Annotated in this window: 10 protein-coding genes and 2 pseudogenes; 9 read left to right on the top strand and 3 right to left on the bottom strand. The window is 43.5% G+C overall.

The features are described 5' to 3' along the window. Positions 1-127: 127 nt before the first annotated feature. Positions 128-331 (bottom strand): annotated as a pseudogene (locus tag ACRN9H_RS17495) (cold shock domain-containing protein); the annotation flags it as partial. 411 nt (positions 332-742) lie between these two features. Between ACRN9H_RS17495 and ACRN9H_RS17490 the strand changes: the two are divergent. Next, positions 743-1129, top strand: a complete 387-nt coding sequence (locus ACRN9H_RS17490; protein ID WP_432315436.1) for a PadR family transcriptional regulator — start codon at positions 743-745, stop codon at positions 1127-1129. A gap of 1 nt (position 1130) precedes the next feature. Beyond that, positions 1131-2093 (top strand): hypothetical protein, encoded by a 963-nt coding sequence (locus ACRN9H_RS17485; protein WP_432315435.1) that lies wholly within the window; start codon positions 1131-1133, stop codon positions 2091-2093. Between the two features lie 143 nt (positions 2094-2236). On the opposite strand, the pseudogene ACRN9H_RS17480 reads toward ACRN9H_RS17485, so the two are convergent. Further along, a pseudogene (locus tag ACRN9H_RS17480) lies at positions 2237-2780 on the bottom strand (hypothetical protein). A gap of 327 nt (positions 2781-3107) precedes the next feature. Here ACRN9H_RS17480 and ACRN9H_RS17475 point away from each other — a divergent pair. The 4 genes from ACRN9H_RS17475 to ACRN9H_RS17460 all read left to right on the top strand — a co-directional run bounded on the left by ACRN9H_RS17475 (position 3108) and on the right by ACRN9H_RS17460 (position 7917). Next, positions 3108-5165 (top strand): TonB-dependent receptor, encoded by a 2058-nt coding sequence (locus ACRN9H_RS17475; protein ID WP_432315438.1) that lies wholly within the window; start codon positions 3108-3110, stop codon positions 5163-5165. A 189-nt stretch (positions 5166-5354) separates the two neighbouring features. Further along, positions 5355-6185, top strand: coding sequence for an AraC family transcriptional regulator (locus tag ACRN9H_RS17470; RefSeq protein ID WP_432315433.1), 831 nt, complete (start codon positions 5355-5357; stop codon positions 6183-6185). 122 nt (positions 6186-6307) lie between these two features. Next, positions 6308-7000, top strand: a complete 693-nt coding sequence (locus tag ACRN9H_RS17465; protein WP_432315431.1) for a LysE family translocator — start codon at positions 6308-6310, stop codon at positions 6998-7000. 164 nt (positions 7001-7164) lie between these two features. Beyond that, entirely contained in the window at positions 7165-7917 is a 753-nt protein-coding gene (locus tag ACRN9H_RS17460) for a phosphatase PAP2 family protein (protein ID WP_432315437.1), read from the top strand. Between the two features lie 63 nt (positions 7918-7980). Here the strand turns inward: ACRN9H_RS17460 and ACRN9H_RS17455 are convergent, their stop codons facing one another. Continuing rightward, entirely contained in the window at positions 7981-8529 is a 549-nt protein-coding gene (locus tag ACRN9H_RS17455; RefSeq protein ID WP_432315429.1) for a DUF2799 domain-containing protein, read from the bottom strand. 493 nt (positions 8530-9022) lie between these two features. Here ACRN9H_RS17455 and ACRN9H_RS17450 point away from each other — a divergent pair, with 493 nt between their 5' ends. From ACRN9H_RS17450 to ACRN9H_RS17440, 3 genes are all read left to right on the top strand, one after another. After that, positions 9023-9883 carry a PA4780 family RIO1-like protein kinase gene (locus ACRN9H_RS17450; protein WP_220772518.1) on the top strand — a complete coding sequence of 287 codons (861 nt, stop codon included), beginning with the start codon at positions 9023-9025 and terminating at the stop codon, positions 9881-9883. Between the two features lie 1303 nt (positions 9884-11186). Further along, positions 11187-11873, top strand: a complete 687-nt coding sequence (locus ACRN9H_RS17445; RefSeq protein ID WP_220772551.1) for an OmpA family protein — start codon at positions 11187-11189, stop codon at positions 11871-11873. Positions 11874-12138: 265 nt separating this feature from the next. After that, the gene (locus ACRN9H_RS17440) at positions 12139-12975 is read left to right on the top strand and encodes a molybdate ABC transporter substrate-binding protein (RefSeq protein ID WP_432315427.1); all 837 of its coding nucleotides are present in this window, start codon (positions 12139-12141) and stop codon (positions 12973-12975) included. The last annotated feature ends 67 nt before the right edge of the window (positions 12976-13042 follow it).

Here is a 13042-nt window from a genome sequence, read left to right as displayed (position 1 = left end):
GTAAAAAATGGACCATGCCCATTCGAAACTGGCGTACTGCGATGAGCCGATTTATTATTGAGTTCGAAGACAGAATTGTGAAGCATATTAACTAAATTGCAGTTACACAGAATCTGTTACACCCTCTCGAGGCGATAACCGCTTTTCTTTTGCCGTCATTTTGCACTTCAGTTTGAAACAGAATGCTATCGCCCACTATGGGTTTTCTCGCCATCTTTTTCAGCACTGAAATGTGAATAAACACATCTTGGGCTGCGTTTTCTTCAGGCTGAATAAAGCCAAATCCCTTTTCATCATTCCAGCGTACCAGCACGCCTCTATCCATGAGCATTTTCTATGTCCTTAATTTAACAGCTTAATATTTTTAGTTATTGAATATCAATACTTACTTGAGTCGTTCCTATTTATCTCTTTTAAGGAGCAAACCGTACTTAGGTTGACGAATCGGCTATTCAATGTTGGCAGCTAAGTTACTCAAGCATAGGAAGTTTTGCAATTTTTTATCTTGAATTTGCTTATGTGTGACTCATTCGCTTTGAGTGTATGGCGGTGGGGAAATGTGAGCACTCAGCAGAAACGGTTGGCATTTTTGTAAATTCAATACAAACAATAGATTGCATTAATAATAAACAAATCGATCAAAAAACGTGCGTAAGAACTTGCAATATTACTGTGTGCTGCATAGTATTTGCTGTGTGGCACACAGTGTGTGTGACACAGTGTTAAGGACAGGAATTCGACAATGACAAGTTCACAGCTAGTCAAAATGCGACTCGAGTTGCGCCGTGGGGTATTAGTGTTGGCGGTACTGGGATTATTAAAACAACCCCACTACGGTTATTCGCTCCGCAAACAGTTGCAGGAAGGCGGTATCGATATTGACGAAGGGACTCTGTATCCCTTAGTGCGCCGCCTAGCCGATCAAGGATTGTTGGATAGTGAGTGGCGACAGGCCGAAGGGCGTGAGCGTCGTTATTACCAATTGTCGTCATTGGGCGCTGAGTTGCTCAGTCAACTGACCGATGAATGGCAGCAACTTAATGGCGCCTTGGCTTTTTTACTGGAGCAAAGCGCTGACACTAATGGCTCTGATATAAAAAGCTCAGACGAGAGTGCAGAGGAGATTTGATATGGAATTAGTCGATCGCTATATCGCCGCGGTGCAGCGAGAATTGCCCGAGAACAAACGTCAGGAAATTGGCCGTGAATTAAAAGCTAATATCTGCGACCAATTGGATGCCCTATCTGAACAAGGTGAATTGACTGAAGCGCAAATTGTCGCAGTATTAAAGCAAATGGGTCATCCCTGTAAGGTCGCGCAGCAATTTGTTCCGGCAGTGCCTATTATTGCCTCTGAGGATATTCCGCTTTTTAAACATACACTTTTCACTGTGCTTGGGGTCTTGTTTGTGCTGCAGGTTGTGGGCGGCACGACTCAATGGTTGGGTTCTACAGAGGGGGATCTATTAGGATTTATCCACCATATTGCCAAAGGTTTTATCGGCGATGCCTGTCTTGCCTTTACCGCTATCCTGTTGGCCTTTTGGAGTTTCTCGGCTCAGGGGAAACCTATGTCCGGCAGCAATTGTCAAAAATGGCAGCCACAGAATTTGCCTAAGGTTGGGCCCGGTTGGCAGCATATTAGTTTAAGTGATGTATTTACCGATCTGGCGACGTATCTTTTCCTCTTGCTCGTGATCTGGTGTTCTGTGTGGATGAGTAGCGAGCAATTAGCCGCGCGGACTGTGATTTTCAGCGCTAGTGCTCAGCAATTACTGCAATGGTTTAGCCCTATTATTTTGCTGTCTATGGCGAATAGTCTCTGGCAGTTACGCCGCCGAGTGTGGACTACTGAATTGTTACTGGCGAATATGGGGATCAATCTTGCCTATGCCTCGTTCTTAGTCTTTCTGGCCTTTAGTTCGCCACTATTACAAAGCCAAGTACAAAACCAAGTAGCTGAATTAAATTGGGAATTTACGTTATTACAGTTAGAACATTGGCTAAGTTATAGCTTAGTGATTGCCGCTATGTTCCCAGGCTATGAGGTGATCCGCGATGGGTTACGTTGGCGTAAACTCGCTAGCCAGTAAGGTTTAACCTAGGTTTTGTAGGTGAGCTTTATGCGCTTTTTCATCGAATACATGGCCTTTTCAGTATGATTGAACAGGCTTTTTACATTAGTGCCATCGTCTGTGGAGAAAAGTAAGCCACGACTTTTACAGTCGATGCTGATTTATTCTGGGGTATCGCCATGATTCATTTCATTATTAAGCGATTTTTGGGCCTGTTGTTTGTAGGTGTCAAATATACCTTCTTGCTTCATCTGTTTTAGCTTCCGAGCAAGATTAACGGCGAGTGCCGCGTGACGTTTATTTAAGTAACCATAGCTGGTGAGTTCTTCTAGGGTGGCAATCGCGATTATTTTGCTGCCTTGAAACTCAGGCGTTTGTAATAGATCCAATGAGCTTGCCTCCGTATCAATATAGATATCGATTCGGTCGCGGAGCATTTTACGAAAGGAGCTCGCGGGGGATGAAGATTCAGTCAGACGCTCCTTAGGAATATCCTAAGCGTTCAAAGGCTTGGGCGTAAATCAGTTCAGCCCATTTAAAGTAGAAGTTATGTTTGGGGTCCTCATAAAACGCCATCGTAATGATAGGTTTATCAGCAATCATCGCTGTGGTTTCTGCTGTTGATTTGCTGGTTGCATGAACCGAGACACAAAAGAAAAGGCCTACCCACACACTCCAAATCTGCATATTGCTCCATCGTTGCATCGCGTGTCTCTAAAAGTGTTGAGTTATTTAGAGTATAGCTAGCCGGATAAATGGGTTCATTTTTATTCAAGCAAGATTATTTTATTTCCATGATTTCGCACTAACACACGGTTGAAATGTGATCTGCTGGCGGACATTTTGTCCTTTTGGGTTTAAAAATGTGCGATACGGCACATAGAAATGATATTTGCCTGTATTTTGCTGGTTTTTTATTCATCAGAGTTTGAGCTTGATCGGTTTTTTGCTTGTAAATAAGGCGTTAAATCCTTGCCGTCTATCACCTGTAGTAGGAAAAAAAGGATGAAATCGGGACTGGGATTATCAGGAATGCGGTTATCAAAGCTTTGGTTATCAATGACGTGGTTATTACCTCTTTGTTGTTTATCGAGTGCCGTAATGGCAGAGGTGGCAACGGATAATATAGAACGCCTTGAGGTGCGCGGCAGGCAAATTAATACCTTAGGCCATAGTACTTCGGCATCAGAGGGGATAGTCGGCGCGGCAGAAATCGAGAGTCGCCCCCTATTACGAACCGGCGAAATCCTCGAATTCGTTCCTGGGATGATAGTCACTCAGCACAGTGGTTCGGGTAAAGCGAATCAGTATTTCTTACGCGGCTTTAATTTGGATCATGGCACAGACTTTAATACTCGAGTCGATGGTATGCCTGTGAATATGCGAACCCATGGGCATGGTCAGGGTTATACGGATCTTAACTTTTTGATCCCTGAACTTATAGGCGAGATCCGTTATGCCAAAGGCGCTTATTATCCTGAGGTGGCCGATTTTTCTGGCGCGGGTGCTGCCCAATTACTGCTGGCTGATCAACTCCCCCATAACCAAGTTGGGGTGACGTTGGGGGAATATGGTTACCAGCGACTCGTGGCAACTCAGGAGCTAAACACTGACATAGGTCGTTTTATTTGGGGTGGTGAGGCACAAACCTATGATGGCCCGTGGACGGATATTGATGAGGATGTGAGTAAGGTCAGTGTCGTCGGGCGTTATTTAACTCGGCTCGGCGAGGGTGACTTAAGCGTCACTATGATGGCCTACGACAACAGCTGGAATTCGGCGGATCAGATCCCCGCCCGTGCGGTGGATTCTGGATTAATTGATTTTTATGGATCTTTAGATAAAGACGTCGGCGGTGAATCTAACCGTTATAGCGTTTCAGCTAATTACGATGCGGGTGATTGGCAGGGAAATGTCTACGCCATTCGCTCGACTATGAATTTATTCTCTAATTTTACCTATTTCTTAAACGATCCCATCAATGGTGATGAGTTTGAACAAGTCGATGAGCGCACGATTTGGGGCGGCGATCTTAAGCGTGATTGGCAAACTTTACTTGGTGGCACTCAACTGAATTACAGTGTGGGCGGCGATGTGCGTTATGACGACATTGGTGCAGTGGGTTTGTATAACACTCAGGCGCTACAACGGCTGAATACGGTAAGGCTTGATGAAGTGCAAGAGTTGTCGAGTGGCATCTTTGGCAAAGTTGAGTGGCTGCCAGCTGATCAATGGCGTTTTAATCTTGGGCTGCGTTACGATTATTTTGATGTGCAGGTCGACAGTGATAATCCGCTTAACAGTGGCGATGCGTCTGATGGTATGTTCAGCCTCAAAGCCGGCGCTTCTTATTTGTGGAGCGATAATCTTGAGTTATATGTTAATGCAGGCCAAGGGCTACATTCGAACGATGCCCGCGGTGCAACAATCAAGGTTGACCCAGTGAGTGGCGATGAGGTCGAAAAAGTCGATCTGCTCGTGCGCTCAAATGGCGGCGAATTTGGGGTGAAATACTATGACAGGGACTTTATTAATTTCTCTGCTGCGATCTGGTATCTGCAACTAGATTCAGAATTAGTATTTGTGGGTGATGCGGGTAACACTGAGCCGAGTCGTGCATCTGAACGTTATGGTGCTGAATTAACGGCTTATTATTGGCTGAATGAGGCAATCAGTATCGATATGGAATTAGCGTGGACTAACGCCAGATTTACTGAAAATGAATTTGAAGAGGGCAAGTATATCGATGGCGCGGTTCCCTTTGTTGCCAGTGCGGGCATCACCTATCGACCCGACGGTGATGGCCTGTATTCGAGTGTACGTGTGCGGCACCTTGGCGAACGGGTGCTCGACAGCTTTAATGACCACAAGGCTGATGCGACCACATTAGTTAACCTCGCGTTAGGATACGAGTTCCGCCGCTTCGATACTAAGCTTGAGCTGCTCAATGTGTTTGATAGTAAAGATCACGACATAGATTATTTTTATGCCTCTCGTTTGCCCGGCGAAGCAGCCGAAGGCGTTGAAGATCAGCATTATCATCCTGTTGAGCCACGAATGGTAAGAGTGAGCGTCAGTTATCGTTTTTAAGTCTATTCTTGATGATTAGGTAGATGATGATTAGGCCGTCAAAGTACGGCCTTTTTTAATGTGTGCGGCATCATTTTTATTCACCGCGACCAAGATTTTTAGCCCGCTGGTGCAATAATTTACTATTCTGGTGTTTACTACGGAGGCTAGAATAGCGGTTACCATTCTTGCTGGCTGCCTTGTTAACCAATGACCTACGTTATCCCCGTTGAAAATATTAATTATTGGCGTCACCCTAGCTTGGCAGGCATAGAACTGAGTCAGGCAAAATTCACTCATTTTAGTTTTGATAAACATGTGCATCTTGATTACCACTTAGGCGTAGTTACTCAAGGCGCGCAGCAGTTTGTGAATAAGGGCAGCAGCTATCAACTTGGACAGCAGAGTCTCTCGACACTCAATCCTGATGAAACCCATGATGGTCAAAGCTGCTATGCAGAGGGATATTGCGTTAAAGTGATGTCTATTCCGGTGGCATATATGAATGAGATCAGCCAAGAGCTGGGCATTAAAGAGCATTTTTTCTCTGCGCCTATGGTTGAGGATGCTCGCTTATATCGCTATTTTACCCAGTTGCATGAGCAACTGATTCAAGGCCAATCCTCTGAACTGGCTAGCGAGTCCCATCTACTCTATTTTTTGCATTTGTTACTCCAGCGATATCCCGAACAGGCGGTTAAATCAAGTCCCCAGCAAGGTTTATCGCCATTACAGCTGAATGTAATTAAACAGCGTATTTACGATGAACCTTGGCAGAATACCCAGCTTTCGACGTTTGCCACTGAAGTTAATTTAAGTAAATTTCAGTTTTTACGTCAGTTTAAACAAGCCACTGGCATGACACCCCATGCTTATTTAAAACGAGTGAGGTTAGAGTTGGCGAAAAAGTCCCTTAGCCGTGGTGCGCTAGTGGCCGATGTGGCGCAGCAGTTGGGATTTTTCGATCAGAGCCATCTTAACAAAGCCTTTAAACATGCCTTTTTACTTTCGCCAGTGCAGTTTCAGCGTCGCATGCTTTAACGCCATCGGTGTTTTTAGTATCGATTGGTTATGTAATTGATGACAATTCAGCTCTCAATTAAATGGCAATACTGGTCTTTCAATAGTTTCACTAACCGCATTAGTACGGAGTCGTATTACCCATGGATTTATCTTTATTACTGACCTTGGGCGTCATTCATACCGTCGCTTTGATTAGTCCTGGCCCTGATTTTGCCATTATGGTCAAAATAGCCACCCAGCAACGCAGAAATACCGCATTGGCCGCTGCTGCGGGAATTTCGGTGGCGATTTTGGCCCATACGATTTTAAGTCTAACAGGCGTGAGCTTAGTGATTAAAAGCTCGCATATTTTATACTTAGTGGTGCAAATTGCGGGCGCTTCTTACTTAGCGTGGATGGGGTTTTCTGCTCTGCGTTCTGGCATGGCGATATGGCGTAACCCCCTTGCCAGTGTTGATGATGAAGCGAATGACAATGTACAAGAAACGAGCGCGGATAGCGTGTCAAAAATACGCGTTATACCTATGTCTCAACGACAAGGTTTTTTAACGGGGCTGTATACTAATTTATTAAATCCCAAGGCATTGGTGTTCTTTTTAACGCTATTTTCAGCACTCATTACGCCCGACGTCACTGCTAGCACTAAGCTGGTATCTGCGGTATTGCTATTTGTACTGTCATTGGCTTGGTTTGGGCTGCTTGCCGTTATGTTGTCAAAGGCGCAGGTGCAATTGAAATTACAACGGCTGACGCCGATCATTGACGTGGTGATTGGCGTGATTTTTATGTCCGTTGCTGCTGCGATTGTGACCAATCTTATGCTGACGGCTTAAGTGTCGATGGCGTCCGTTTACATTTAAGCCATTTATCTTCAGCTTCATTTATCCCCTCGGATTTTGAATGGCTTAAGTTTTTGATAAGAATTCATCTTTATTATGAGCTGAGATTTTGGCGATGGGATAGATGAGTGCATAACACGACACCACATAATGTCAGTGTGACATTTTTTAGTTTTGCTAAAGGGCATTTACTGCTGCCACTATGCTTTTTTGCCGCCATTATTTTTGTACTTGAATGGACACATATGGATATGAGGTTAGCCAGCGAGCTATTTCATTGGCAAGGCGGTGTAAACTCTTGGCCCTTAAGGGGACATTGGCTCACGGAAGATGTGCTACACGTTGCAGGGCACCATTTTGTTATTTTACTGGCGGTGTGTGTTGTGATCGCTATTGCCATGAGTTTTCGTAATGACACAGTAAAACCGTACCGGAAAGGGCTGATTTTTCTTTTCTGTAGTGTGTTAACCAGCGTGCTATTAGTGAGAATAGGAAAAAGCGTGACTCATATGACCTGCCCGTGGGATGTCGTCGATTTTGGCGGCAGCATGCTGCATTCATCGTTATTTGCGCGTTTACCTGAGGGGGCCGAGTTTGGTCAATGTTTCCCCGGCGGCCATACCAGTGGTGGCTTTGCGTGGGTCGCTTTATTTTATGTATTTAAGGAATATCGTCCAAGTTTAGCCAAATTTGGATTAGCGTTTGGCATTATGTTAGGACTGGCTTTTGGTATTGCTCAAGAGTTGCGGGGAGCGCACTTTTTAACTCATGATTTGTGGAGTTTAGCGATTGCGTGGACCTCCTCTAGCTTGCTTTATTATGCTTTTTTTCTACGGCCTCAGGCGTCGAAGTTACCGAGTATGGTCGGAAATATCTCATTCATTAAATCAGCCCATAATAGAACTGCTTAAATAGCGGCTAATGGCAGCGTGACTCAACACTGATCCCTATTGGTATCAGTGTTTTTTTATCGCTTAATATCTAAATTCAAAGCGCATATCGGGTCTACGCAGGCGGTATCCTTCATCTAACAGTTGGTTTTTTTCATTGAGTAGGCTGTTTTTTTGTTTCAATAAGCTCGCTTTATCAGTGAGGTTATTGAGCTTGCCATCAATACTGCTGATTTCTCTATCAATGGAATTTAAGCGTTCGACAATATCCGCCATACGTTTGTTAATTTGATATTGTTGATGTCCCTGATTGTAACGTTCAACAAAGACGTTACTACTACAAACGCCATAATAGCTTTGTCCTGCCAATCCAATACGGTAGCCATTTTCAGGTTGGCAATAATTGGCCAATCCTTGTAAATATCCCTGCTTCCACTGCGCCGTATCGACATTGAGATTAAATTCGCGGCAATCTTTTTGATATTGATTGAGTTGCCCTGCACTCGTCCCTCGATTACCATCGGCGAGCCCAAGTGAAAACCAATCACTATGAGTACATTCTTCAATGGATAAGCTACTACATTGCGTCATACATAAGACTGAAAAGGCGAGGAAGATGCTGCTATGACGCATTGGAAAACTCTCTGTATATTGTGGCGTTTAGGATAAAGGCTGCAACTCATGAGATCTAGTGTTATCGACCACAATTGATGCCGTTATGACTTAGGTGTTTTCGGTATTGTCTTTTAAATAAGGTATCTGGTTAAGCCTTTATTTTTATGTGCTTAATTTTAATACTTGCTCCGTAGTAGCTGCAACAAACAGATTTAAGTTATCTTAGTGCTTAACGTTGGTAGCCGAGAATAGAAGTAGTTATTTTGAGTCTTATTTTATTGCGGTAAACAAAAAGTGCTTTTTTAGTTTAAGTTTGAGTTAAAACGGCTTTCTTTGCCAAAGTCTTGGGCAAATCTGGTATTGTATTTAACACGCAAGTGCTTTAGTTTTTTACTTTAAATTCGTATATTAACCCTGAACAATATTCATCAAACTTCCGCTGGAGACCGCTTTTGTATGAAGATTTGCCCGCAGTATTCCATATCATGCCTAAGTAAGGTATAAGGGCGCTATGAAAACTCCGAAACGAATCCAACCCCTGGTTGATGAAGGACTGGTCGATGAGGTCATTAGCCAGTTAATGAGCGGTAAAGAAGCGACTGTGTACGTTGTACGCAGTGGTGATGATATCCGCTGTGCCAAAGTTTATAAAGAAGCGGATAAACGTAGTTTTAAGCAAGCTGTGTTATATCAAGAAGGCCGAAAAGTGCGTAATAGTCGTCGCGCGCGCGCGATGGAAAAAGGCTCTAAATTTGGCCGTGATCAACAGGAAGAAGCTTGGCAAAATGCCGAGGTCGATGCGTTATATCGTTTAGCGAATGCAGGCGTTCGTGTGCCTACACCCTATGGTTGTTTTGATGGTGTATTGCTAATGGAGTTAGTCACCGACGCTGATGGCCATGTCGCTCCTAGATTGAACGATGTCAGTATGTCGGCAGAAAAAGCGCTACGCGATCATGCATTAGTGATGGAATACGTTAAGTATATGCTGTGCGAAGGCTTGGTACACGGTGACTTATCTGAGTTTAACGTATTAGTGGATAGTGAAGGGCCAGTCATTATTGACTTACCTCAGGCGGTTGATGCTGCTGCTAATAATCATGCCAAATGGATGTTAGCGCGCGATGTAAATAACATGACCCAGTATTACGGCCTGTATGCGCCTGAGCTATTAAAAACCCAATACGCTAAAGAGATTTGGGCTTTGTTTGAGGCGGGTGAATTAAAACCTGATACCCCATTAACGGGTGAATTTACTGAAGTGTTAGTTGAAGCTGATGTGAGTGCGGTACTCGAAGAAATCCAAGCTGCCTTTGAAGAAGCGCAAGAACGTAAACAGCGCATTCAAGAGGCTAATGAAGAAGACTATTAATCACTCGTTGTTAATAGAAAATTTGGTATAAAAATGACGCTCTGAGTAGCGTCTTTTTTTATAGCAAAATTTCAGTTTATGGTTTTATTTTATAACTACTTTAGCCCACTATTAGCTTAGTTTTTATCGGCCAATAAAATGACAAGACTTGAGAGAGAAATATGTTCATGACTTGGGGGAGCACAATCTACATATTTGATCTTGGGGGAGATAACGCTCTCTCCAGTCTTGCCGAAACTTTTATATAGCCTCTATTTAACCTGTAGAGACGCCGCGCTTATCTTGAGTTTTTGCTCAATGATTTCCCAATCTTCGTTGGGTGTATCAGTTTGGACGACAAGGTCGGACTAAAAGGGCACCATTATTATTTTTATGAGTACTTCTTTAAAATCGTTAGCGTTATCAGCATGCCGATATTTTTTCGTCCGACCTCGTCTATCTGGTACTCGCTTAAGCCGTGGCATTAGCGTTGTGTTAGGGTTTAACTTATTGAACGTAAACCATCATTGAGGCATGTCTTCTTTGCCGATGTCATTATCTCTGCTCTACATCCCATTGGCTCAGACCTATATGACGTAAACCAATCCATTTGTAATGACATAGCGCAATAACCTTGTTTATCGTGTTCATGCCTGCTCCTTGATGGCTCTCTATTAGACTAACCTGCTCTGTGTCTCTATAGCGTTAACTTTGCTACTACATAGCCCGCTATTAGGTACGCAAGCTTGCCTTGATAACGAAAAACTCACTCTGTAGAGTTAATTTTGTGAATAAGGTAATAAGATTAATCCGTTACCACAGCCACTATCCCGAGTTCAGGTTAGACTAGATACGCTGCTCTTATCGGCCGATTTCATTTGAATGAGCCCTGTTAAAAAGTGCTTCGTGTTTTAAAATCCTAACCAAGCCAATCTCATACTCACTTAATAGTATGTAAGATCTATGCCAATATATATATTTTACATTAATCATTTAAAATCAAGTGTTTAAATTGTCTTTGCTGATATTGTTAATCTTTGCAGATAACCACAAGGGTGCAAGATGCACTCTTTTGGTGCCACTGTATTAATATGATTTAGAAAGATAAAAGCTTGATGAAACAAGAATTCTGTACTTTTGCTGACTAAATAGATGATTAACAGAATTGAATGTCGATAAAAGATGGCCTTAGTTACAATTGCTTATATACTGCCAGCCTTATGGCAATCCATTCGATTATTGAGTTAGTGAATGGAAGTGATATTTCTAGCTTTTTTTGAGCAGGATTCACAGTTATCAATTATATATAGAGGTTTTTTTAATGATGAAGTGTTTTCAGGCAACGCAATTTAAGCCGTCCTTGTTAGCCATAGTGGTAATGACTACCACATTAGTTGCATCGGGTTGTACCACAATTAATCCCTATTCAAATGAAGAACAAACAGCCAAAGCAACCACAGGATCATTAATTGGTGCTGTTGCAGGTGCGGCTATTGGTGTTGCCTCTTCGAGTAAGAGCGACCGCGGTAAAGGCGCATTAATTGGCGCAGCATCTGGCGCCGCAGTGGGTGGTGGTATTGGTTACTACATGGACGTGCAAGAAACTAAATTGCGCCAACAATTAGCCTCAACGGGTGTGAGTGTGACTCGCAGTGGCGATAACATTATTTTGAACATGCCTAATGAAGTGACCTTTGGTGTTGATCAAACTGAATTAAGTGATGGTGCCAAACGAGTACTCAATTCAGTAGCGTTAGTGGCGAAAGAATACAGTAAGACGCAACTGAATATCTTAGGTTATACCGACAGCAGTGGCTCAGACTCTTACAATTTACGTTTATCACAAGTGCGTGCGAGTGAAGTCGGTAACTACTTGATGAGTAAGGGTGTTGCCTCATCTCGTGTTAGATCTCAAGGTATGGGTGAAGCCAGCCCAATAGCATCGAATGCGAATGCGAACGGCCGCGCGCAAAACCGTCGTGTTGAGATCGTATTAATCCCAACGGGCTAATAGTTTGATTTAACAATGATGTATATTATTAAAAGTCGCCTAAGGGCGACTTTTTTGTCGATATTAATTTATTTTTTGTGTGGTGATGTATAGCTTACGCTGAGACATTTTGTCCTCTGCAATATGCTGTTTGAGTGATTAACGCCGCAATTACATCACAGCTATTTGCCTTGGGGGCCGTTCTGCTTGATCCCTTTATCTATTTCACGTTCAGTATGGGGATAAGTAACAAGTATGACTTTTACCGCCTAGAGGAAATATCAGTATGATAAGCAAAAATATGTTGGCAGCGTTAAGTTTAAGCCCTGTAATTATGGCTGCTGCAGTGCAAGGAGCGCCGATGAAGGCTGAAACGATAGTGCAGATCCCGCCGATTGAACTGCGTGCTGCAGGCAGCTTGAAGACGGCGATGAATGAGATTATTGCTGCGTATCAAGCACAGTCGCAAACAAGTGTCGCGGCACAATATGCCCCCTCAGGTTTACTCCTAAAGCGTATCCAAGAAGGCGAGAAGGTTGATATTTTTGCCTCCGCTAACATGAAGCATCCACAGGCTTTGGTCGATGTAGGTCAGGGTAAAGCAGTACAGATGTTTGCACGTAACCAACTTTGTGCCATTGTCCAAGACAATTTTCCAGTCACAAGCACTAATTTACTCGATACCTTATTAGATCCGAAGATTAAAGTTGGGATTTCAACCCCGAAAGCCGATCCTGCTGGTGATTATGCATGGGCCGTATTCGCGAAGGCCGAGGCGGTAAAACCGAATGCACAACTTGAGCTAGAGACAAAAGCACTACAACTGACGGGTGGCCCAGAGAGTGCGAAGCCGCCTAAAGATCGTAATCCGTACGGCTGGGTGATGGAAAATAAGCAAGCGGATATCTTTTTAACTTATTGTACCAATGCGGTATTGGCTAAAAAAGAAGTACCTAGTTTAAAGATTATCGATTTACCTCAGGAGCTTGCCGTCGGTGCTGACTATGGATTAGTGGTGCTGCAAGGCGCAAGCAATGCGGCTACGCCGCTAGCTGAGTTTATTTTATCCGCTAAAGGACAAGCGATTTTGACTCATTATGGTTTCCAGCCGCCGGCTAAATAAATGATTTTTAGGTGTATAGATTGAGATAAAAACGGCACCTTATCGGTGCCGTTTTTATTGTGTTGGC

Source organism: Shewanella sp. MF08487 (assembly GCF_050848685.1).
Classification (GTDB): domain Bacteria; phylum Pseudomonadota; class Gammaproteobacteria; order Enterobacterales; family Shewanellaceae; genus Shewanella; species Shewanella glacialipiscicola.
Note: the sequence above shows the minus strand (reverse complement) of the source record. Positions and strands in the feature narration are given on the sequence as shown.